15 protein-coding genes and 2 pseudogenes are annotated in these 24,179 nt (G+C 31.4%); 4 read left to right on the top strand and 13 right to left on the bottom strand.

All coding sequences use genetic code 11. From position 1 onward, the window contains the following. The first annotated feature begins 48 nt into the window (after nucleotides 1-48). Nucleotides 49-1,452 (top strand): S41 family peptidase, encoded by a 1,404-nt coding sequence (locus D1818_RS02405; RefSeq protein WP_118456037.1) that lies wholly within the window; start codon nucleotides 49-51, stop codon nucleotides 1,450-1,452. 94 nt (nucleotides 1,453-1,546) lie between these two features. On the opposite strand, the gene D1818_RS02410 is transcribed toward D1818_RS02405, so the two are convergent. The 6 genes from D1818_RS02410 to D1818_RS02435 form a co-directional block, all read right to left on the bottom strand. Beyond that, a complete protein-coding gene (locus D1818_RS02410) occupies nucleotides 1,547-1,738 on the bottom strand; it encodes a cold-shock protein (RefSeq protein WP_118456039.1) in 192 nt (63 codons plus the stop codon). 133 nt (nucleotides 1,739-1,871) lie between these two features. Beyond that, nucleotides 1,872-2,921, bottom strand: coding sequence for an AraC family transcriptional regulator (locus tag D1818_RS02415; protein WP_118456041.1), 1,050 nt, complete (start codon nucleotides 2,919-2,921; stop codon nucleotides 1,872-1,874). 103 nt (nucleotides 2,922-3,024) lie between these two features. Continuing rightward, complete coding sequence (locus D1818_RS02420; protein WP_118456043.1) at nucleotides 3,025-4,134, bottom strand: type 1 glutamine amidotransferase domain-containing protein; 1,110 nt, start codon at nucleotides 4,132-4,134, stop codon at nucleotides 3,025-3,027. Between the two features lie 201 nt (nucleotides 4,135-4,335). Continuing rightward, nucleotides 4,336-5,130: a hypothetical protein gene (locus D1818_RS02425; protein ID WP_162897248.1), complete on the bottom strand. Its 795-nt coding sequence runs from the start codon at nucleotides 5,128-5,130 to the stop codon at nucleotides 4,336-4,338. Next, nucleotides 5,127-5,417: a hypothetical protein gene (locus D1818_RS02430; RefSeq protein ID WP_120752594.1), complete on the bottom strand. Its 291-nt coding sequence runs from the start codon at nucleotides 5,415-5,417 to the stop codon at nucleotides 5,127-5,129. Before D1818_RS02430 ends, D1818_RS02425 begins: the two co-directional genes overlap by 4 nt. A 219-nt stretch (nucleotides 5,418-5,636) precedes the next feature. Next, nucleotides 5,637-6,839 carry an ATP-binding protein gene (locus D1818_RS02435; protein WP_118456049.1) on the bottom strand — a complete coding sequence of 401 codons (1,203 nt, stop codon included), beginning with the start codon at nucleotides 6,837-6,839 and terminating at the stop codon, nucleotides 5,637-5,639. Between the two features lie 195 nt (nucleotides 6,840-7,034). On the opposite strand from D1818_RS02435, the gene D1818_RS02440 reads away from it, so the two are divergent. Continuing rightward, on the top strand, nucleotides 7,035-8,195 hold the full coding sequence (locus D1818_RS02440; RefSeq protein WP_118456051.1) for an iron-containing alcohol dehydrogenase: 1,161 nt from the start codon (nucleotides 7,035-7,037) through the stop codon (nucleotides 8,193-8,195). Between the two features lie 360 nt (nucleotides 8,196-8,555). Next, nucleotides 8,556-11,612, top strand: coding sequence for a GEVED domain-containing protein (locus D1818_RS02445; protein WP_118456053.1), 3,057 nt, complete (start codon nucleotides 8,556-8,558; stop codon nucleotides 11,610-11,612). A gap of 109 nt (nucleotides 11,613-11,721) precedes the next feature. Here the strand turns inward: D1818_RS02445 and D1818_RS02450 are convergent, their stop codons facing one another. The 3 genes and pseudogenes from D1818_RS02450 to D1818_RS25880 form a co-directional block, all read right to left on the bottom strand. After that, the gene (locus tag D1818_RS02450) at nucleotides 11,722-12,618 is read right to left on the bottom strand and encodes a phospholipase A (RefSeq protein ID WP_118456055.1); all 897 of its coding nucleotides are present in this window, start codon (nucleotides 12,616-12,618) and stop codon (nucleotides 11,722-11,724) included. Between the two features lie 141 nt (nucleotides 12,619-12,759). After that, nucleotides 12,760-13,407, bottom strand: a pseudogene (locus tag D1818_RS25875) (prolyl oligopeptidase family serine peptidase); the annotation flags it as partial. Between the two features lie 201 nt (nucleotides 13,408-13,608). Next, a pseudogene (locus D1818_RS25880) lies at nucleotides 13,609-14,940 on the bottom strand (oligopeptidase B); the annotation flags it as partial. A gap of 411 nt (nucleotides 14,941-15,351) precedes the next feature. On the opposite strand from D1818_RS25880, the gene D1818_RS02460 reads away from it, so the two are divergent. Then, nucleotides 15,352-18,468: a carbohydrate-binding protein gene (locus D1818_RS02460; RefSeq protein WP_158597052.1), complete on the top strand. Its 3,117-nt coding sequence runs from the start codon at nucleotides 15,352-15,354 to the stop codon at nucleotides 18,466-18,468. Nucleotides 18,469-18,631: 163 nt separating this feature from the next. Here the strand turns inward: D1818_RS02460 and D1818_RS02465 are convergent, their stop codons facing one another. The 4 genes from D1818_RS02465 to D1818_RS02480 all read right to left on the bottom strand — a co-directional run bounded on the left by D1818_RS02465 (nucleotide 18,632) and on the right by D1818_RS02480 (nucleotide 24,106). Further along, nucleotides 18,632-21,016, bottom strand: a complete 2,385-nt coding sequence (locus tag D1818_RS02465) for a TonB-dependent receptor domain-containing protein (RefSeq protein WP_118456062.1) — start codon at nucleotides 21,014-21,016, stop codon at nucleotides 18,632-18,634. 148 nt (nucleotides 21,017-21,164) lie between these two features. Then, the gene (locus D1818_RS02470) at nucleotides 21,165-22,301 is read right to left on the bottom strand and encodes an AraC family transcriptional regulator (protein WP_118456064.1); all 1,137 of its coding nucleotides are present in this window, start codon (nucleotides 22,299-22,301) and stop codon (nucleotides 21,165-21,167) included. Nucleotides 22,302-22,413: 112 nt separating this feature from the next. Next, nucleotides 22,414-23,124 carry a LytTR family DNA-binding domain-containing protein gene (locus tag D1818_RS02475; RefSeq protein ID WP_118456066.1) on the bottom strand — a complete coding sequence of 237 codons (711 nt, stop codon included), beginning with the start codon at nucleotides 23,122-23,124 and terminating at the stop codon, nucleotides 22,414-22,416. Nucleotides 23,125-23,128: 4 nt separating this feature from the next. After that, entirely contained in the window at nucleotides 23,129-24,106 is a 978-nt protein-coding gene (locus D1818_RS02480; RefSeq protein WP_118456069.1) for a sensor histidine kinase, read from the bottom strand. Nucleotides 24,107-24,179: the final 73 nt, after the last annotated feature.

Genomic DNA, 24,179 nt, shown 5'->3' on the forward strand with positions numbered 1-24,179 from the left:
ACCTTTATTAATCTCTTTACATTTTACTAAAAATCAAAAATTATCATTATGATAGTACACATTATCAAAAAAGAAATCCATTTTAGAATTATTAAAAAGCTATGCGTATGCTTCCAGTTATTATTAATTGTTTCTTGCCAAACGGATGATGACAATCCCACCCTTCCTGTAGAAGATTCGATCAATGGTTTTTGGTTCTCAGAAGAACTAGGATACATTTTGGAGTTTACAGAAGGGAATGATGTAGTTTATAATATAAATACCGCAGGATGCTCAATTGTAGATGATGATTTTGAACTAGAAGATTTTGTTCCAAGTCTAGTAAGTGCAAATGACTTGATATTAACTACAGACTTAAATGAATCTGATTTTGAATTTACTCGATTGTCAAATCAAAACCCAACTTGTCTTCCTGATCAGATAGCCGATACTGATGATCCCAAGGTGAATTTTGATCATTTCTGGAATATCTTTAATGATTATTATGCTTTTTTTGAAACCAGAAATGTAGACTGGTCGCAGTATGAAAGTTTAAGAGATCAAGTGACTACTGATAACTTTTATGATATTTTAGAAGAGTTAGTTCTTTTATTAGAAGATGGTCATGTAAGTATCTTCGATGAAGAAAATGGTATTCAAATTGATTCAGGGTTTCCAAAATTATTAGAAACATTCAATATGAACTTAAGTGGAGATTTTATTATAGAAAACGGAGATGATTTAGGAGATCTTTTTGGTCAAAAAGCAACAACAATAGTAACAGAATATTTAGGAGGAGATTTTGAAATAGATGAAAGAGATAATATACTATGGGGATTGATCAATGATACTGTAGGATACGTTAATGTTTTAACGATGGCAGGATATGGAAGTGATTTTAGCAATGAGCTGTCTACATTAAATGATTTATTAGACACAATTATGAACGATATTTCTGCATCAGGAGTTTCTAAACTGATTATCGATATACGTTTTAATGGAGGTGGACATGATACGGCAGCTTTGGATATTGTATCTCGTTTTATGGATCAAGAAAGATTTTTATATACGAAAAAATTTAGGTTAGGTAATACTTTTACAGAAAAAAGAGCTGTTTCTGTAGGTCCTAAAGGAGATTTTCAATTTACGGGAGATATCGTATTGCTTACCAGTCCTGCATCCATAAGTGCAGCAGACCTTTTTGCTTTATGTATGAAAGACTTACCATATGTAACGATTGTAGGAGAGAATACAGCAGGAGCTTTTTCTAATGTTCTTAGTCATACACTACCAAATGGTGCAGAAATAGGTTTATCTAATGAAGTATATGAAGATCCACAAGGAGTCATTTTTGAAGCAGTGGGAATTGGCCCCGATAATCAAGAAAATAGAGTTCCATTTCTTTCAACTTTGGATTTTGAAGAAGGAATAGATAGTGGAATAAATCGCGCTCTGGAATTATTTAGCAATTAAACAGTTATTAAGGGAAGAAAAGAGGAATAAGGTAATAAAAAAAGTCCATCAATATTGATGGACTTTTCATTAAACTTGAAAGTATATGTATGTATTAGATAACTTTTACGTTCACTGCGTTTAATCCTTTGTTACCTTCTTGTAGATCAAATTCTACTGTATCGCCTTCGCGAACTTCGTCTACTAATCCAGAAATGTGTACAAAGTGATCTTTGTTAGCACCTTCTTCAGTGATAAATCCAAAACCTTTAGCGTCATTGAAGAATTTTACTGTTCCTTTATTCATTGTAATGTAATTAAATTAAAATATTGTTTTTAAAGTGCAAAAATGACCCCTTTTTTTCGATATACAACATATTAATTAACTTATTTTCAATTTATTATAAAAAAACCGTCGTTATTTATGTAAATCGCTGAAATTAAGCTTTATCTTTTCTGTATTTAGATGGTGTGATCCCTTCAAATTTTTTAAACGCACTGTTAAAAGAGGAAAGACTGCTAAAGCCTATATCAAAAGCGATCGCGGATATAGTGAATTTATCACCTTCTGTGGTAGAAAGTAACTTCTTAGCTTCCTGAACACGATAATGATTAATAAAATCATTAAAATTTCTCTTCGCGTATTGATTAATAACGGATGAAGTAATTTGTGTACTTTTCCCTAACTGTTTACTAAGCTTTACTAATGAAATGTCCGGTTCGAGATATAATTTTGTATCAGTAACTAGTTTTGAAATCTGATCAAATAGAAGATTATCATCATTGGTACTAAATACTTCTCCATCCAGATCAGTAGCTTTTAATTGAAATGCCTTATAACTTAAAAAATAAATAATTATAGAATATAAAATAGGCCCAACAATGTAAGGTACGGTTTCATCTAAAATGTTTAACACATAGGTTATCCATATTACTATAAAACCAGCGATAAGAAAACGGAGCCAAGTGAATATGGCTTTCTGGGATTTTGTCTGTAAGGTTTCCTGATGTTTTTGTTTTGTTTTTTTCAAGATCCACCATCCAAACATTATATAAAAGAACAAATGTAGATATATAAATATAAGACCACTCCCAAAAATAAAGATGACCAGTTTACTGTTATCGTACCATTCTTTAGTAACAAAAAGACTAGAAGTAAAAATCAATACAAACGGAATAATTTCTAAGTAATAATATTTTGGCAGTTTAAAGTTTGGAGAGGTCATTCCTGAAACATACCATCTGAATAATGGACCAATTAATAAAAGAAAAGCCAATCCAATAAAAATAAAAACAGGTTCTAGACCATCGCCAAAATTGAGCATTACTGATTTCCCTATTCGGAAAGCCATAAATATGAGAATCAAACCTAGTAAACGATTGGTTAATGTCTTTTTCTTTTTGAAAATGATTAAATAGAAGGCAAAAAGTACTCCGTGCAAAAGTCCTGCACTGCTAATAATTACCAATAATATATCTAAAAAACTCAATAGACTAATTTTTCCAAATGTAGGGATATTTGATATTCCAAGAAAGTATAAACTCACCGAAGAATTTATACTTACTGTTTAGCAATACTATCTTGCTATTATTTTAATTTCTCATACCTTCTGATATGTTTTTTGCATCAGATGTTAACCCAACCAAACTAAAAAACTTCCCAATTTTGCCTTGCATAGCTGCTATAATACCGTGTTTTGCTATTAATATTCTATCCATAGGTTTCTTTTCTATAGAAATTATGCGATTCATTAATTCTTTGGCTTCGTCAGATCCTTCTTCTTCATATATCTTTAAAACTTTTACTGCATTCTCTTCTGCTGTAATTTCTCTATATTTTGGTGTATATCCCAATTGAGAAATCATAGTTTCAGCTAGTTTCCAGGTAGACCAAGGATTCTGACCAGTTACTAAATTATTCTCCTGACTTATATTTTCCAGATACATTGTACCTTCATTAAAAACACCTCCTTGGGCTTCTAATTTATCTTGTAAAAGAAAAGGGAATATATTTTTGGCATCCGAAATCAATAATAATTCTTCGTCATTAGTGAAACCACTTACCTTTTTGTCTTTTAGTAATGGACGACCGGTATCAAGGGTTACATTTACAAGTGCCGCAGGTCCATGACATACTGCCCCGATAACCTTATCAGATTGATATAAGTTTCTAACAATAGATTGAATTGAAGCGTTTTCTGGAAAATCAAACATTGCTCCCTTTCCTCCTACAAAAAATACGGCTTCATACAATTCGGAATTAACATTATCAACAGGAATGGTATGTTTTACTTTATATTGAGCCTCACGATCATTCAAAAAAGCAAAATCATAGAGTCCCATATCTTCATCATCAATGACTACAGGTGGTTCACCACCTAATGGACTAGCAATATCTACCTCAAAACCATTAGCCTGAAAAACATAGTAGGCACGTGACAATTCAGTTAATTCATAACCAGTACTTTTGTCAGTATTTCCCATAATAGCTGTACTGGTAACGATTGCTAAGATCTTACCTCGTTTTGGAATAGTATTTTTAGAAAGGTATGGCAAATCAGATGCTTGAGTAATAGTTATATCCTTTCTATTTTCTGAAGATGGTAATAAACCCATAAACCACCAACCAAAAATAAAAAGAGAAAGAACAATAGATAGAATAGAGATTATACTCCATTTAAGAATTCGATATTTTTTGAACATGCTATTAGTTTTTTAAAGTTATAGCACGAAGTAATAGTAAGTATTAGATAAAATATGTCGAAATGATAATTCCGTCAGAGTGTATTATGTTTTAAGTTAGTATTATTTGTTACATAAATAAGCTCCATAATTACTTACGAAGCTTATCTCAAAAAACTAACTAATTAATAAAAACTCTAAAAGAGCATATTTAACACAAAATCAATTAGAAGTAACTTTAAACCAAAAATCAATAGGAGTAATATCGGATACTATTTCTCTGTTTTTCGATCTACTTTGATCTCTTACAGGAGGATTACCAGATATTCCTTGTCCTGTTGTACCGTTTGATCTCCCTCCTCCTCTACCGCCGCCTCTACCACCATTTCTTGCTGATTGCGTAGGTCTTGTTCTTTCTGACGTATTCCTTGCTATGTTAGCTGTTTTAATTCCTATAATAAGCTTATTAAAATTAATATCTGTTCTCGTATTTATTTTATTCTTAGGTATTTTTAAGCTATATAAGAAACAGCTATTTTGTTTATCTGCTCTTACATCTATAGCAATGCCCTCATTGTTTAGAACTGTATTAAATTCTTTGATTTTATCGTAATATGTGTATAATGCCTTCTGTGGTTTATTATTTTCTAGCATATGATATATCTTTTTTATAATACTGTCATTGACCTCGGGATCAGTAGGCTTACTAGGTCTATCCTCATTTCTTCTTGGAGGTCTTTGAGTTTTAACAATTGGATAGGTTACTGATACGTTTTTTTTCTTTTTTCCTTTAACATCAAAATATATAACTAATCCTTTACGTAATATTGAGGTTGCCACCTTAGGATCTATTGTCTTCATTGTTAAGTAAACATAGGTTTCGTCGTCATACACCGTATATGTTTCAGTATTATTAACAACAGTAGTTGTATCAATTATAATATCTGCATTAAAAGAACTTGCATATATCATCTTTACCATAAACGTGCAGGCCAGTATCAAGAATCTCTTTTTCATGTTTTTTTATTTTTTGAAGATGGTAATAAATCTATTTTTGGAAATATGGATACTCGAATTAGTACAGCAATTAATAGTATACTCATAACAATTAATAACCAAATTCGATGAATTGATCTTATATCGTTTATAAAAGATATTTTAGCTTCTGTAATTTCGAAGGTTGTATATTGATACATTGAAATATTTCCCTGTTCTCTTGGATTGTAATCTGGATTTATACGTACAATTCCAAAAAATACAATCATACAGAATAATATTGCTGTTTTTAATATGTTTGGTTTCATAATCTAGAGATTTGAAATTACATATTAATGACTATAAAAACATTGAGAAGTTTAATCGCTAAGAAAGGTTTTCAGCGAAATGCTATTCTTTTTCTGTAGAATCTATTTTATATCTAGTAATTACTTTGTACGACAAATTGATATTTTCAATACAAATAACTAAATACCCATAGAGAGTTTAAAAAAGGGAACACGAATATAATTTTATTAAAATTTACTCTAAATTTTAGATATGGAAAAAGTAAACGTACTGCCTACTCCTTCTGTAGAAGTAACCGAAATAGCTCCACCTAAATTTCTAACTATTTTCTTTACCGTTGCTAATCCAATACCAGTTCCAACGTTACCGTCTCTGTCTTCTACTCCAACAACCGTAAAAAGATCAAATATTTTATCTAAAAAATTCTTTGGGATTCCGTCACCATTATCCTTAACCACAAAATTGTAAAAACTTTCTTCTTCTGTTATAACTATATCAATAATTATCTCAGGTTTTGAATTATACTTTATAGCATTGGTAATTAGATTAATTAAAATCTGCATCAAGGCAGTTTCATTCGCAGAAATTAACTGAACATCCGAGGAAATATTAAATCGAACCTTGTGTTCGGAATCAGTTATTCTCTTTAATTCTTCCAGTAAATGGTTAATTTGTATCTCAGTTTTTCCGTCTTTTATTATATCATCACTTTTATAAAACTTGAGAATCCCATCAATATAGTCTCTTAGGGAATAAGAAGATGTCTTTAAATATTCTAAATACTGTAAAGATTCTTCATTAAGCTTATCTTTATTACCATCTTCTAACAGCTCTGTCAGCGAAATAATATTAGCTAAAGGGGATTTAAGATCATGTGAAACAACACTGGCGAATTTTTTAAGATCTTCATTTCTTTTTTCAAGCTTATCACTAAGTTGTGTAAGTCTTAAGTTTTGATATCGCTGTTCAAACAAGTTCACCACTTGCTTGGACATAGCTAATAATGCATCTTTTTGTTCAGAAGTTAACTCTCTAGGTTTAGTATCATACACACACAAAGTTCCCAACTTAAAACCATCAGAATCTATTAACTGTGCACCAGCATAAAAAATAGCTTGATGTTCATCAACTAAAGGATTTCCTTTAAACCGTTCATCTTTTCTAGAATCTGTTATGATAGTTAACGGATCATCTGAATTAATAGCATGACCACAAAACGAAATTTCTCTAGGAGATTCATTAAATGGAACTCCATAATGTGATTTTAAAAAATTTCGATCTTTATCAATTAATGCAATAAGTGATATCGGCACATCACAGATATACGATATAATGGATGTGATATTATCATAACTTTCTTCTGGCAAAGTATCTAATAATCCATACTTCTCTAAAGCTATTTGTCGATATTTTTCGTTTTTAGGTAATACAGGCGCTATCATTGGGGTAAATCTAAAAAAAATAATCTAATTCTAATTCTAATGATTACCATATAAGATATATGGTATTATTTATTTAAAGTCGTAATATTTTGTTATTTCTTACCATAGATCAACTATTTAGTGCATTTTTATTTTGAAATTTGTATTAATAATTTTGAATCAAAGTTTAGTCAACTTAAATAAGAATATAAAATCATGAGAAATTTTGAATTATATGTACCTACCAAAATAATTTTTGGTAAAGGGCAAATAGAGAAACTTACTACAGAAGTACCAAAGGATAAGAAAGTTTTATTACTCTATGGAGGAGGAAGTATTAAGAAAAATGGTGTTTATGATCAGGTAATAGCAGCCCTTAAAGACCATAATATTATAGAGTTTTCTGGAATTGAAGCTAACCCTGAATACACTACACTGTTAAAGGCATTAGAAATAATAAAGAAAGAAGATATCGGCTATATGCTGGCTGTTGGAGGAGGATCTGTTATTGATGGAACTAAGTTTTTATCCTCAGCAGCAGTTTATGAAGGAGATAGTCCGTGGGATATTTTAGCAAAGAGAATTAGAACATTAAAAGGGTTGCCTTTTGGAACCGTATTAACTTTACCTGCTACAGGAAGCGAAATGAATAGTGGTGCTGTGGTAAGTAGATCAGAAACGAATGAAAAAATGGTAATGGGTGGTCCTGGATTATTTCCAGAATTTTCAATTTGTGACCCTACAGTAGTTCATAGTATTCCAAAAAGACAACTGGCTAATGGTATTGTAGATGCTTATACTCACGTATTAGAACAATATATGACGTATCCAGCAGATGCACCACTTCAGGATCGTTTCTCTGAAGGGATTTTACAAACCTTAATAGAAATTGCTCCTGCCATAATTAAAGATCCGAGTGATTATAAAGCTGCTTCTAATTTTATGTGGTGTTGCACTATGGCCCTTAATGGATATATACAAAAAGGTGTGCCTACGGATTGGAGTGTACATATGATTGCACACGAACTTACAGCTTTTTATGGAATTGATCATGCTCGTACTTTGGCTGTAATTCTACCAAGTGCTTATACAAAGAAGTTTGAGCAGAAGAAAGAGAAACTTGCTCAGTATGCAGAACGTATCTTTAATATTAAAGAAGGAAATACAGAAGAAAAAGCAAGAGAAGCCATTAAAAGAACCGAAAGCTTTTTTCAGTCTTTAGATATTGACACAAGATTACGGGATTATACAGATGATTATGATGGATTTTCTCAAAAAGTCGCTAAAAACCTAACCGATCACGGAATGACGGCTTTAGGAGAACATCAAGATATCACTCCTGATGTTGCTGCAGAAATTGTAGAGATGGCGTATTAATAAATACTTTTACCTTTTATATTTATAGAGCCTTGTTTTGTTAAAAAAACAAGGCTCTAATCATTTAACTAAGTTAAATCTTCTTTTATTTTATTAATAAGTTTAGAAAATATAGTACAACGAATAGGATAAAATGAAGGTTGTTTTGATAGTTACATTTTGTTTGTTAAAAAATGTCGTTATTTTTAGGGAATTTTCCGAAATAATGATGATAAATAGTTTTTCGATTAGGTAATAAATGGTTAATACACAGCCTAAATATGGTCTTCCCTTTTATTTATAAAAAACCTAAAATAATTTCAATTTCCTGTAAAAATTTAAGTTAATTTTAAATCAAATTAACCATTTAAATTAACACAAATGAAATTAAAACTCGTAGTACTCACGGCGTTTGTTATGGTCTGCTTTATGACTCAAGCACAACAAACTGGAACAAAAGCTTTTTATCATGGAAAAGTATCTTCTGTAGAATATGTTTCCTCAATTGCATCGAGACCTAATGATCTTATTCCTCCAGATAATTCGGTTAGAGAAGCAAAAGATAAAAGATCGTTAGGAAATCAAATTACCACTGGTAAAGACCCGCAAACTGAAAACGATTATTTTTTTAGAAATAAAAACGTAATGGAGCAAAGTATTCAAAGGGCTCCTGCTAGTTTAGTTTTTGATACGTATACTTCAAATTCTCAACCTACAGATCCTTCCATTGCAGTAGGTCCTAATCATGTAGTAGTTGTATATAATACTGGATTTATGATTTATGATAAATCTGGTAATCAATTAGTAGGACAAACATCTCCTAATCCTGCCATTTTTCCTTCAGGTGGTTGCTGTGATCTTACTGCGTCATATGATAATGCTGCAGATAGATGGGTATTATCATTTTTAGGATCTGGTGCTCAGGTAGCAGTTTCTGATGGACCAAATCCAGTAACTTCTGGATGGTATGTTTATAACATCTCTGGAATACAGGATTATCAAAAATTATCTGTTTGGAGTGATGGATATTATATTACTGAAAATACAGGTGGAACAAATAAACTATGGGCTTTAGAAAGAGATGCTATGTTAGCAGGAGATCCAAATGCTCAAATTCTTGGTTTTAACCTTCCAGGAATTGTGACTAGCGGCTTTTTTAGTCCCCAAGCTTTAAATGTAACGGATGGTAATTTACCAGCTGCTGGAGGTGCAACTATTGTTTATCTGCAGGATAATGCCTGGAATGGTGTGTCAGTAGATCATATTAAGGTATGGACAGCAGATGTAAACTGGAATAATCCAGGGAGCTCTACAGTTTCTAATCCACAAGAAATTGTTACAACACCTTTTATTAGTGTTTTTGATGGAGGAAGCTTTGTTAATTTGTCTCAACCAGGAGGAGGTACATCTATTGATGCTTTACAAGCAACAATTATGAACCAAGCACAATTTAGAAAATTCGCTACTCATAATTCTGCAGTATTTAATTTTGTAGTAGATGCAGATGCTAGTTCTGGGGAATTGGCAGCGATACGATGGTATGAATTTAGACAAAATGGAGATAATCAACCTTGGTCTTTATATCAAGAAGGTACTTACACTGCTCCGGATGGAAGACATGCTTGGCACGCAAGTTTAGCAATGGATGGTCAAGGAAATATTGGAATGGGATATACTTCTATGTCTGGTCCTACTACTCCTTCAACAGTAAGAGTAAGTTCTTATTTTACAGGTAGATTAAGTTCTGATCCTTTAGGAACAATGACGACAGCAGAAGAACTTATCGCAAATGGAACTGGTAATATTCCAGGTACACGATATGGAGATTATAGTAAAATTGATGTAGATCCAACAGATGATTCTTCGTTTTGGTTTATCAATGAATATGTAAATGGCGGCAGAAGAGGTGTTGTTGGTAAATTCCAAATCGAAGCAGGTGTTCCTGATACAGAAGCACCTTCTGACCCTACTAATTTAGTAGCTAGTAACATTACATCTAATGGAGCTACTCTTAATTGGACTGCTTCTACGGATAATGTAGGAGTAGCTAGATATACGATTTCTATAGGTGGTACTGTTGTAGGAACCTCTACAACTGCTAACTTTAGTGTTACAGGGCTTTCTCCTTTAACCTCATATACTGCTTCGGTAACTGCAGAAGACGCTGCTGGAAATGTTTCTGGAAGTGCCACTACCTCATTTACCACGATAGACGGAAGTACTGCGGTTTATTGTGATTCTGCAAGTACTAATGTAAATGATGAATTTATTAGTAATGTTCAATTGAATACAATTAATAATGGTTCTGGAGCTCAATTTTATTCTGATTTTACTGGAATTTCTACTGATTTAAATGAAGGCCAAACATATACAGTTACCGTTACTCCTACTTGGACCGGTACTGTTTATGCTGAGGGATATGCAGTTTGGATTGATTATAACAATAATGGAGATTTTGATGATGCAGGAGAACTTGTTTGGTCAAAATCACCATCTACGGATACTCCTAGTAGTGGATCATTTACAGTTCCAACAGGAACTTCCGAAACTTCAGTGAGAATGAGAATCTCTATGAAATATAATGCAATTCCAACTTCTTGTGAAACTTTTACCTATGGTGAAGTAGAAGATTACACTATTAATTTAGGTACCAATGGAGGTGGCGGAACATCTGGCGAAATTGCAGCATATTATTTTGAAACTGGATTTGAAGGCTGGATAGATGGAGGAAGTGATTGCGCACGCATCAATAATAGTGCACGTGCATTTGAAGGAGATTTTTCGATTAGACTTCGTGATAATAGTGCTTCATCTAATGCAGTGTCTCCAATACTTGATTTAACCGGAAATACCGAAGTATCTATCGAATTCCACACCTTTGCGAATGCTATGGAAAATGGTGAAGATTACTTTATTGAATTCTTTAACGGTTCTTCTTATGAAGTGATTGGGCAATATGTAACAGGTACAGATTTTAATAATGGTTCTTTCTTTACCGATACTATTGTATTAGATGCCGGAACTTATAATTTTAATGCAAGTAATAGATTTCGTATACGTTGCGATGCTAGTGTAAATAATGATCAGGTATATTTTGATCAAATAATTATTCGTGGTGATAATGCAAGAAGTACTACTCCTGCAAATGCAGAAGATACAAATGAAACTGCAGAAGTAGTATCCTTCACAAGAATAGCTAATAAGAGTATCCAATTATATCCTATTCCTGCAACTTCAACATTAAATATTGAAATTAATGAAGGGACATTCGATGAGATTATTATGATTTCTTCAAATGGGACTATTGTAAAAAAGATAAATCCAAAAACATCTTCTTTTGGAGTTGATATTTCTCAATTCGCTGATGGCTTGTATTTTGTTAGATTTACTAATTCTAATGGATTAGCAATTACAAAACGATTTATAGTAAAGAAGTAACTATAAATATTTATTAGCCAATAAGTATTAGAAAAGGCTGTCGTCACTATGATCGGCAGCCTTTTTATATAGTATAAACACTAAAGTTTTCAAAACAATAGAATGTAAGCTACCTCCATTGTAGAAGAGACAAACCAATTCCAAAAGTTGTTTGATTATGATTATAATCTATTAAACTTTCTCCATACCCATGAAATATTTGTGCGTGAATCTGTAGTTGACCTAAAATCTCAATTGCATAATCTAGTCGTATACTACCTCTATTATTATCTCCACCTCTTAATGAGTGTCTTCCTAGTATACTTATATCATGTTTGCCTTTAGAAAAAGCTGCTAAAAATTCTGTTCTGCCCACATAGTTTTCTATACCAGGATTGTTATCTTCTATAGCATCCTCTGTCAATCGCCACCAAGGCCTTAACATAAAACTCCAAGAAGGGTTTTCCCATCCAAACTGTAAGACAATTCGATTCCAACTTCTTGATAATGGATTTGATCTTCCATTACTCTGATGATTTATACCAATACCTGCTAATACTCCATTTAATCCTAAAATTTTATAGGGAGTAGGAACAACCAACATTATTTCCGGTTCGTAATTAGTTTCTCTAAATGGTCTAGAAATATTAGCACTATACAATTGCCAGCGTGAAGATTGCGTATACCCTATCCAAAGATCACCTCCTATCTTTTTTCCAAATAAATTTCTAAAAGCTCTAGTTTTGAAACTTAATTGAAATTTTAATTCAGTATCAGAAAAATCAGAAGATTCTTCTACTGAATTAAGAGGGTTAGCACTAGTTGGAAAATTATTTATATCTGTTGTATAATTGGCTAATAAAAAATAAACGGGCTTATAGGGTTCAATTTTAAATCGTTTTATACTATCGCTACTTTGTATTCTCCATCTTTTGGATAAACTTCCTCCAGAATCTTCCATAATACTTTGGCCGTGACTATGAGAAAATGTGATAACAAATAAAATTACAGTAATTAATACTTTCATAAACGTTTTACTTACGCATTCCAAAATTCATACATAATAATGAAAAGAGTATTATTGATTAGTGTTTTACTAAACCTAATTAGAGATAAAAAAACCAGTAAAACTTCTTTTTACTGGTTTTAGTATATACTTCAAAATAATTTATTTTGTGATTCCCTCTAAATCAAGCATAAAAGCATACTCAAGGGCTGTACTTTTATAGCGTTCAAAACGTCCTGATGCTCCACCATGTCCAGTTTCCATATCACAATCCATGATTAAAAGATTATCATCTATTTTTAGTTCTCTTAATTTGGCAATCCATTTCGCTGGTTCCCAATACTGAACTTGACTATCCCAATAACCCGTAGTAATCAATATATTAGGATATTCTTTTGCTTCTACATTATCATAAGGAGAATACGATTTCATGTAGTCATAATATTCTTTATTTTTAGGATTACCCCACTCATCAAACTCGAAAGTCGTTAGAGGAATTGTTTCATCCATCATAGTAGATACAACATCTACAAATGGCACAGCGGCTACTACTCCATTCCAAAGCTCTGGTTTCATATTTAGCACAGCTCCCATTAATAATCCTCCGGCACTACCTCCCATAGCATACAGGTGATCAGAACTGGTGTATCCTTCTTTTACCAAAAAGTCACCAACATCAATGAAATCAGTAAATGTATTTTTCTTTTTCAGAAGTTTTCCATCTTCATACCAATGTCTCCCCATTTCCTGTCCTCCTCGAATATGAGCCATTGCGAATACAAAACCACGATCTAATAAACTCAATCGTGTAGAACTAAAATACGGTTCGGTACTACTTCCATAGGAACCATAGGAATATAATAGCAACGGTGTATTTGCATTTTTCTGTGTTCCTTTTTTATATACTAAAGATATAGGCACTTTTACTCCATCTCTTGCTGTGGCATACAAACGCTCTGATACATAATTGTCTTTAGAAAAATTAGCATCTAGTACTTCTTGTTCTTTTAAAACCGTTTGATCCTTAGTATTCATGTTGTAATCAATAACACTATTCGGAGTTGTTAAGGATGTATAGCTATAACGTAAGATATTTGTATCAAAATCAAGATTAGTTGTAGGATAGGTAAGATAAGCAGGATCATTAAATGAAATATAATGATCGTCTTCATCATTCCATTTTTTTACTCGAATTGTACTTAGACCATCTTTTCTTTCGCTAAGTACTAAATGATTTTTAAAGGCCGTAAAATCTTGTAACAAAATATCATCTCTATGCGGTATAACATCGACCCAGTTTTCCTTGGTCGTTGCAGTAATTGGTGTTTTTACTAACTTAAAGTTTTTAGCATCCAGATTTGTTTTGATATAAAAATGATCTCCAAAATGAGCTACATCATATTCTAAGTCTCTTTCTCTAGGATGTATTACTTGCCATTCACCATTAGGAGTGTCTGCATCTAGGTACCTGTATTCTGTAGATAGTGTTTGATAACTACCGCTAATGATATACTTATCGGATCTTGATTTATAAACAAATGTACTAAATGTATCATCCTCTTCATTAAAAATCAATACATCTTCTGACTGATCCGTTCCTAACACATGTTTGTAAATTTTATTAGCTCTAAGCGTTATAGAATCTTTAGAAGTATAAAATACCGTTTTATTATTATTTGCCCACGCTACACTTCCTGTAGTGTTTACTAATTTGTCAGAAAGTATTTCATTAGTCGTTAAGTCTTTAAAATGAATAGTATATCGACGTCTAGATACTGTATCAATTCCATGAGCTAATATTTTGTTATCAGGACTTACGGATCTACTACCTAGTGCAAAATATGCAAGACCTTTAGCCATTTCCGGACCATTAAGCATAATCTCTTCCTTTGCATTTTCTTCTAGTTTTTTACGACAATATAATGCATAGTCCATTCCTTTTTCAAATCTTGTATAATAAGAATATCCATTATCGTTATAAGGAACCGATGAATCATCTTTCTTTATACGTCCTACAATTTCATCAAATAATGTTTTCTGTAGACTATCGGTATGCTTCATTGCAGCATCTTTATAATCATTTTCTGCGTTTAGATAATCTAATACATCCTGAGTTTGTGCATCTGGAGTTTGTGCATTTTTCTGTTCGTCACTTAAACGCATCCAGAAGTAGTTATCGATACGTGTATCTTCGTGCGCTTTTAACTCTTCTGCGATTTTCTTAGCAACTGGAGCGTCTAATGATTGATGAGGTCTTAATTCGGATTTTTCTTCTTTTGTTGTATTACAGCCTATAAAGAGAGCCGGTACGATAAGAAGTAGATTGATGATGTTAGTTTTCATATGTTATTGTATGATTAAATGATAAAATGAATATTCAAATTTTATATAGAATTGAATATTAAGATTTAAAAATAATAGTATTCTATAAGAATTAGTAATTAATCCAATTTAAAAAAGAATAAATTTTATTTTGATTCTCAATATTATAAAATAAAACGGACGAATTCTATATGATTCTCTACGCATTCTAAAGATTAAACGATCCTTTAAAATTGTACATTATTTTTACTTTTATAAAATTGGTTGACCAATTTAATTTTCAAACCTAATTTTATACAATCACGTTTTGAAAAATCAAAAATATATTCTGTTTAACAAAATTGACATAAATATTCCTATTAACGTGAAGGTTGAGATATGTCTACTAATTAATATGATTTAATTATGGTCAAAACAAACTATTTTATTAATATGATAAAGGTTTTTATCCTTTTAATAAGCCTCTCGTTAAGTGCTGCTGATATAACAGTACCCTTAGGAGGGAACATTCAGGATGCACTCGATGATGTAGGCTCTAGCGGAGGAGGTACTGTTACACTTGCTTCTGGTACATTTACGATTACTTCATCTCTTAAAATATCTAGTAACACAACACTACAAGGTTCAGGTACATACGCCACTACTATTAAGACTACTAAAAATATAAAGATGATTGTTCAATCTGGTTATGGTTTAAAAAACATTACCATTCAGAATCTAACTTTAAGTGGTACCAATGCATCTGACGGTGGAGGAATAGAAATTATCTCCTATGGCGAAGATCACGATACGGTAAAAATATCAAGTGTTCGTTGTTACAATACAGGATGGGGCGTGCATATTAAAGGTGTTAAAAATGTTTTAGTAGAGAATTGTGATTTTAGTGAAAACGGAACAGCGGGTAAAGAAGGTTTTGCTCATAATATGTACCTAAGGAGATGTTATGGTGCTGTTGTTAGAAACTCTACATTTAATAATTCCACATCTGCCAATGGAATCAATATTTCTTATAGTGAAGATATAGAAATTTATGATTGTGAAATGTCGGGAAACTATTTTAGAGGAGTACGTGCTGCAGATACCGAAGGATATTTGGTACATGATTGTATTATCACCGGTAATGGAGATTTTGGATTAGGCGCAAATAGTGAAAACTTTACTACAAGAGATATCGATTGGAAAAATAACTGTGTAGCAAATAATGCAAAAGATGGTATTTATGCTAAATCTGGAGCTACTGGAAAAATTTTAAATTGTAATTCTTATGGTAATGGAGATGATTATGACGTTACCAGTACAGTTTCTCAGTCAAGCAATATAAGTGATTCAAGTAAAACCTGTGAAGATACTGTAGAAACTTGTGACAGCTACAATGCATTTTCGCAAATAGAAGCAGAAGATTTTTGTGAGCAATCGGGTATACAGACAGGAAATACTAATTCTTTTGTAGGATGGGTAAATAACGGAGATTGGGTAAAATACGAAAATGTTGATTTTGGTTCCGGAGTAAATTCAATAGAAATATCTGCATCAAGTGGTACTTCAGGAGGAATTATTGAAATAAGACAAGGAAGTGTTTCCGGAACTTTATTAGGAACAGTAGAAGTTACTAATACTGGATCTTTTACTTCCTGGGAAACTCTAACAGCAAGTATATCAGAAATAAATGATAAACAAGATATTTATTTTGTATTTACTGGCGGAAATGGGTATTTATTTGATGTTGATTGGTTTAAGTTTTCAAAAGAAACGACTACAAATATTTGTAATTCACCATTGGTAGCTATTATACCACCTTCTAATCTAACTCCTGGTATTAGTTATATGTATTATGAAGGTAGTTGGAATTCACTTCCTAATTTTAATTCACTTACACCAGTATCTACTGGAGTGGGTTCTACCATTGATCTAAGTAATGTTTCTAATGGTGATAATTTTGGATTAACCTTTAACGGTTATGTAAATATCCCAAATGATGGTAATCATACTTTTTATACAACTTCTGATGATGGTTCCTCTCTTTGGATTGATGGAAATAAAGTAGTAGACAATGATGGGTTACACGGTGCACGGGAAGCATCAGGAATAGTTTGTTTAGAAGCTGGATATCACAAAATAGAAGTTCAATTTTTTGAAAAAACTGGTGGAAATGTATTGACTGTAGCATATGAGGGACCCGGTATTTCAAAACAGAACATACCTACTTATTATGCAGTTACAAATAATACAATCACTATTCAAGAAGATGAAACTGGATTCTGCTCTGCTGAAGGTACTGTTGACAGTAATCATACTGGACATACTGGATCTGGATTTTTGAATACCGCTAATGTACTTGGTAATGGGATAGATTGGAAACTAAATGGATCAGCTGGATCATATACCTTTACTTGGAGATATGCTAGTACAAGTAACAGGTCCGCAAAATTAGTTGTTGATGGATCTACTGTAGCAAGTAGTATTAGTTTCAATTCTACAGGAAGTTGGACTAGTTGGGAAACAGAATCGGTAACGGTAGATCTTTCTGACGGAGTAAAAGACATCCGCCTAGAAGCTACTAATAACTCAGGACTTGGTAATATTGATTATATACAAGTGACAGGGCCTAATGTCTCTGCATTGGCTTGCACAACTATTGGTGAAGATTGCTCGGATTTCTTTGGAGGGCTTTCAATTACACAAACTAATCCTGGTTGTAGTAATAATAATGGTCAAATCACAGTTAATTTCGAAGATTCGGATGTATATACACAGATTCAGTTAAGTATTGATGGAGGAAACTCATACCCTATTACCGTTAATGACAACGCTGGTTCTTATAGTTTTACTGGTTTAAGTAATGCAGAATATCAAGTTGCTGCTAGGTATGCAGGTGGAGATTGTGACTACAATGTAGCACACCTCATTTTAATTCAGGATTGTGGAGATATTCCTTTAAACCCTGGAGGAGTTTCATGGCACGATAGTTATGAAGCTAATGGATTTTGCTGGTGTAGTACTAATTTTGATCACAATTTAGGAAGCAAAAAAGTAATCGTTAATGGAACTCAATATAGTGTAGTTGATATCTGTGATGAATTAGAAAAGCATCCATTATTTAGATCAAGAAATAATGGAGATAATATATACAATGACGTTCAATGTGGAAATGGACCTATAAATGACTCGAATGATGAACCATTATGTCCAGGTAGGGTTGATATGGGCGTAGAAGGGTGTTTATTAAGAGGTGTACATTGGGATATGGAATGGTTAGCCAGTAGAGACCGTTTTCAAGGAAATAATAGATCTCCTGATATCGTAAAGAATGAAGATCCTATGGTATATCCTAATCCGTTAAACAATGCTGATTTACTGAATATAACTGTTTCAGGTATAGGTACAGCTCAGGTAGAAGTTTATAGCCTAGCTGGTTTACGAATACATTCAGAAAGTGTTAAAGATGAATCAACCACTTTGGATTTAAAACACTTGAATACTGATGTTTACATTATAAAAATCCTAGACAATAAAAAAACATATTTCAGTAAAATAAGTATTCAAAAGTAATCACTTCATATAAGAAATTCTTTGGATAAAGGAAGCTTTTCAAAAATGAAAGGCTTCCTTTATTTTAATTAGGGATCTATATCTCTGAGATTACACTTCCACGTCACAGCTTTTAAAACATTGTAAGGTCTTATATGATAAATATTATCTAAGATACGATAAATCAATTCGCTCTATTTCGCTCATCATCACTACCAAAGCCTCTGTTTTTAACATTAACTTTCTTATTTCCAAAACTATAGCTTAATGAAAAGCGTACATTTCTACTACTATAATTTTGGCCATATATAGTTTTCACACCATTTATCTCTGATGATAAATTACGTAAGCTTGCTGTATCAAATATATCATTAAACACTAACGATACTTGTAAGTTATTATCTAAAAAACTCTGTTTTAATCCAATAGTAACATTGTACATGTTGTCAACATTATACAGTAATGATTTCGTCTTGGAAGCATACCAAAAATCTGTTTGTAATTTTGTGGTTTTACCTAATACAAAGGTGTTACTTGTAGAGAAATAAAATTGATTTCCATTTTGAGGACTTGAATTAAGATCATCATCCAGTTCTGTATTCTGAAGTGAAAACGAGAAATAGTTTTGACTTTTCCACCAAGATAAGCTATCAAAAGTATATGTTTCGCTTATTTTAAAAAAGGCAGTAGTATAATAATTTCGTCTGATAATTGTTTGAATTTCATTTTCAGCATCAGCAGAAAATAGCGTACCAAAACCATCGGTAGTTCGACTATAATATAGGTTAGTAATTAATTTTCCTTTGTAATTATGCGCCAATGTAAAACGATCTGTAAATGATGGCTGTATAAAAGGGTTTCCTTCTGAGTATGCATTACTATTAATAAAGCTCCTAAAAGGATTTAAATCCCTAAAACTTGGTCGATTTATCCCTTTTCCATAATTAAAGGAAAAATTATGATCATCATTCTTCTGATATGATGTGTAAAATGTTGGAAATACTTTTAGATAATTATTTTCATTTCTCTGGTTTAAAGTAATAGAATATCCATTGGTTTCTGTATTCTCTAGTCTTAATCCTGCTTTAAAGTTCCATTTGCTATTTAATTTTTTTGAGCCATTTATATACAAGGCTTGTACATTCTCTTTATACTCAAATTGATTGGATAGATTCGTGTCAAAAACTGGAGATCCAGTAATCGTATTAAAGTTTTCTAAATCATTTAGTGTAGTAATAAAACTTAATTTGGCACCATAAGAAAGATTCGCAAACGTCATAGGATGTTCAATATCTACTTTTGCACTGTAATTCTCTATATTCTGATTAGAGAAATTCTGTGCAGCTTGATTAATACCAATAAATTCATTGTTAGCAGAAAATGTATTTACTATGTAATCATTTTCCAAAGAATTATTATATCGAAAATAATCAAAATCAACAGAAACTTTTCTTCCTATAGTATCGAGTAGTGTTATTACATGGGCATTCAGAACATGACTAGTTACTCTATCGCTTCTATTATTATCATTTATCAACAAGGAATCTACGGAATTCTGATTATTCGAAATGTTTGTAATACCGTTACCCTTAGAATCAGGTTGATTATAATTACCTAGGTACTGCCCTCCTATTTTTATTTTTTCTGAAATATCATATTCTAATGAAAAACGGCCTGAATAATTATTCTTTTCATCTTTTGATTCGGTATCGATTTCCCAAGTACTATTCGGAAATGAAATAGTACTGTTTTCTTGATTTCGGATATTTCCTTTACTTCCATTAGCAGAAAGTATTAATCTAATTTTATTCTTGTTATAGAAAAAACTATTTCGCAAAGTTGTGAAACTAAATGTATTTTGATTATAAGTTAAGCCAGAAGTATTCTTCCAAGAATTTCTTCTACCTTTTTTATAAATAATATTAATAATACCTCCATTCCCAACGACTTCATACTTAGCGGGTGGATTGGTAATGATCTCAATTTTTTTGATATCATCCGAGGCCATAGAATCTAGAAAACTAATTAGATCTTCTCCAGTTAATTGTAATAATCTACCATCAATCATGATCCGCGATGACTCACCGCCAATCATGCTGATATTGTTATTTTGTATTCTAATACCAGGAGCAACTCTAAGCGCATCCACTGCGTTACCTCCAGCAGCGGCAATACTATTTTCTACATTAAATACTAGCCTATCTGTTTTTTGTTCAATTAACTTTTTCTGTGATGTTATAACAACTTCATCTAAGTTTTCTGTGTCTTCTTTAAGTATGATAGCTCCTAAATCAAGGTTCTTTTCTATCAAAAGTTCCTTTTTCCAATCTTGAAAACCAATAAAACTTATAGTAATTCTATATACCCCTTTTTTAGTATCTATAGAGAAGAAACCATTTTCATCTGTAATACCTCCGCTATTGATTACCATTTCATCATTCTGATTGGTCAAAAAAACATTTGCAAATGCTACAGGTTCTGAATAATTGGTTACAGTACCAGTGAGTTGTAATTGTGCAATACCTAAAAAAGATGATAGTAAGAAGATGAATAGAATACAATTTTTCATTTTGTTGTTTGTTTTAAAATTTAATTCAAAACAAAAATGAAAGGAAAGCTCCGAGTATGCGTACAACTAAAGAAAGTAGTACTATTTTTTTTACTAGAAATTGGTATTACTTTTTACAAAGACGTACTACTTTATTGTAACCAATTGATTATAAGATGTTTTTACGATACTGCGTAGGTGTAAAACCTGTATGTTTTTTAAAAGCAGTATTAAAAGGAGATTTAGAATTAAAACCGACATCATACAAGATTTCAAGAATAGTTAACTTCTCATTAAGTGGATTTTCTAGTAGGGCTATTGCTTTTTTTATTCGATATTCATTAATGAAATCGAAAAAATGTTTTCCTATATGATGATTAATCAAAATAGAAATATCCTTAAATGGAAGATTGAGCTGGTTTGCCAGTTTGTGTATGGTCAATGAAGAATCTAGATAGGGTTCTTCTGTTTCCATATATTTTTGGAGTTTCTCTATTTGTATAACAAACTTATCATCTGAAGTTTGCTTATTTGGGCTAGTTTCAATCAATTTTTTTACTAACAAATGTTTGGTGTCAATGCTCCTAAACAACTCTGGATAATACATACTCTTTAGTACAATCCAAGATAAAAACCCTAATAAAAGTAATGTTAATATGATTCTCATCATATTCAAAACTTCTATATCATCACCAACATATTTATAAATTTGTTTAGCAGACGAAAAAATAAAAATAAATGATAGTAGTAATGTTAATTGATATAACCATTTATAATTAAAGTTGTTATTATTAGAATAACTTTCTAATAATAACAACTTATATTTTTTTAGTGTCCTGAATATTAAGAGAAGATATACTATCGATACTACAAAACCGTAAATTGAGGAAAATTTCACTTCTGGATTTGAATGAAAATTATCCGTAAAAATTATTCTTTCCTCTTCACTAACAGCATAAAATCCAGGAACATAAATTAAAATCTCAATAGCAAAAGGTATCAGGTGTAAAAGATGTTTAGGTTGAAGCTTAAAATCTGAATATACAGATGATAGTACATATAAAAATAATAATGGACTGGACAAAAACGCGATTTGATCACGAAGCATATTAATAACCAGGGGTAGTTCAATATATTTTGCATAAAAGAATACACTAATATGAACTGCAAATATGACAAAATAAACCCCCATTAATCGATTGCTTACCTTATTTTTAGTTTTAACAGTAAACAAAAAAATAGCAAGTAATAATGCAACAAATACAATAACAAGAGTGATGATTCCTAATAGAGAAAATTTATCCATTAACTTTGAAAAGTGTTTAAAAAGCTAAAATAAATATTTACTATTAACTTATGAGTAAAACTCATTCTTTTATAAATCCAAAGTAAAGTATTGTTTATCAATCAATTTCATGCTAAACACCATCTATTTTACTAAGTACCGTCTTTCTATACGATTTACTTATCGGTAATTTACTATCATTTTGTAATACCATTTGATTACCATCGATTAATTTTAGTTTATTAAAATTCACAATAAATGATTTATGTATTCTAATAAAATCGTTTGATAATTTTTCTGCAAAATCTGATAGTGTCGTTGGTGTTAGAATCATTTGATCCGCATATATCTTAATGTAATTCCCATATGCTTCTATATAATTGATAGTATCAAAATCCAACTTTATAATCTTCTTGTCGCTCTTTACATATATAGATGTAACCGTATCTTCTTTCTCGATAACCACGTTATTGACATTATTATCATCTGATTTTTGTTGCACCTTAATAACAGCCTGTATAAATCTTTCTAAAGAAAAAGGTTTGAGTAAGTAATCCGTTACCGACAATTCAAATCCTTCTACTGCATATTCTGGATATGCGGTAGTAATAATGACTTGAGGTTTTTGCTGCATTGTCTTTAATAAACTGATACCTGATAATTTGGGCATATTGATATCGAGAAATAATAAATCCACATGATTTTCTTGTAAAAACGCCATAATTTCAAAGGCATTTTTACACGTAGAAACTACTTCTAGATAAGGTATTTCTTTAATATAGTTCTCAATGATCTGACGAGCTATTGGCTCATCATCCGCTATTAAACATTGTAATATTTTCACACATTCAAAAATTAAGAGTTAGTTCTACTCGATAAGAATCTTCTTGTTGTACTATTTGTAATTGATGTTTTTCGGGATACATCAAATCTAAACGTTTTTTAGCATTTTGTAAACCTATACCACTTTTCCCCTTTTCGAGATCATTATGGTTTATATCTAAAGAATCAATTGTATTTACACACTGAAAAACAAGTGAACTCTCACCTACTTTTATATCCACTAATACTTTACTCTTCATATTACCTAAGACTCCTAAATGTTTAAAAGCATTTTCTACAAAAACAATTAGCAACATGGGGGCTATAACGGCACTAGATACTATACCTTCAATGTTAAATTGAATATCTGCTTTATCTTCTAAACGTATTTTCTCTAAAGAGATATAGTTCTCGAGATACTTTATTTCTTTTTCTAAAGGAACAAACATTTCTTTCGTTTCATATAAACTATAACGCAGTAAATCAGAAAGTTTCAACATTAAATCAGGTAATTTTTCTGATTTCACCACAGACAATCCATATAAATTATTCAAGGTATTAAATAAAAAATGTGGATTCAATTGTGCTTTCAGAAGTTTTAACTCTGCTTCTCTTTCTTCTTGACGACGAAAAAAACTATCTCTGGCAAGTTTTAAAGCTGTTCCGAAAAGAATCACCAATAAAACAGCCCCAAAAACATTTAAAAGCATTTTCCATTGAAAATTATTAAAAAAACTACTCAAAAGAAATACACCTAAAAAAGTAAAAAAGGAAACATTAAGAAGGAACAAAGTTGCGCCTAATGATCTCCTACTATTCAAAAATAACGGTAATATTTTTAAGTTGCATATGTATACTGGAGGCATAATAAATGCTATAAAACCTATAGATGTAACAAACCTATTTTCTGCTTGAATAACCATCATAAAAATAAGCAGCAAAAACAACCATATTGTTATGTTTTGTAAGAGCTTATTATCTACCCAAGTATCTAATTTTGACATGTTATCAGATTAAAAATTCTTATCAAAAATAGGTTTTGATATCTGAAATAGCACTTTTTCATGATATAAGTTA

It is taken from the genome of Aquimarina sp. BL5, from assembly GCF_003443675.1.
Lineage (GTDB): Bacteria > Bacteroidota > Bacteroidia > Flavobacteriales > Flavobacteriaceae > Aquimarina.

Coding starts and splice junctions, on each gene's coding strand:
- D1818_RS02405 (WP_118456037.1), top strand. CDS start 49: ATGATAGTACACATTATCAAAAAAGAAATCCATTTTAGAATTATTAAA.
- D1818_RS02410 (WP_118456039.1), bottom strand. CDS start 1,738: ATGAATAAAGGAACAGTAAAATTCTTCAATGACGCTAAAGGTTTTGGA.
- D1818_RS02420 (WP_118456043.1), bottom strand. CDS start 4,134: ATGTTCAAAAAATATCGAATTCTTAAATGGAGTATAATCTCTATTCTA.
- D1818_RS02425 (WP_162897248.1), bottom strand. CDS start 5,130: ATGAAAAAGAGATTCTTGATACTGGCCTGCACGTTTATGGTAAAGATG.
- D1818_RS02430 (WP_120752594.1), bottom strand. CDS start 5,417: ATGAAACCAAACATATTAAAAACAGCAATATTATTCTGTATGATTGTA.
- D1818_RS02435 (WP_118456049.1), bottom strand. CDS start 6,839: ATGATAGCGCCTGTATTACCTAAAAACGAAAAATATCGACAAATAGCT.
- D1818_RS02440 (WP_118456051.1), top strand. CDS start 7,035: ATGAGAAATTTTGAATTATATGTACCTACCAAAATAATTTTTGGTAAA.
- D1818_RS02445 (WP_118456053.1), top strand. CDS start 8,556: ATGAAATTAAAACTCGTAGTACTCACGGCGTTTGTTATGGTCTGCTTT.
- D1818_RS02450 (WP_118456055.1), bottom strand. CDS start 12,618: ATGAAAGTATTAATTACTGTAATTTTATTTGTTATCACATTTTCTCAT.
- D1818_RS02460 (WP_158597052.1), top strand. CDS start 15,352: ATGATAAAGGTTTTTATCCTTTTAATAAGCCTCTCGTTAAGTGCTGCT.
- D1818_RS02465 (WP_118456062.1), bottom strand. CDS start 21,016: ATGAAAAATTGTATTCTATTCATCTTCTTACTATCATCTTTTTTAGGT.
- D1818_RS02470 (WP_118456064.1), bottom strand. CDS start 22,301: ATGGATAAATTTTCTCTATTAGGAATCATCACTCTTGTTATTGTATTT.
- D1818_RS02480 (WP_118456069.1), bottom strand. CDS start 24,106: ATGTCAAAATTAGATACTTGGGTAGATAATAAGCTCTTACAAAACATA.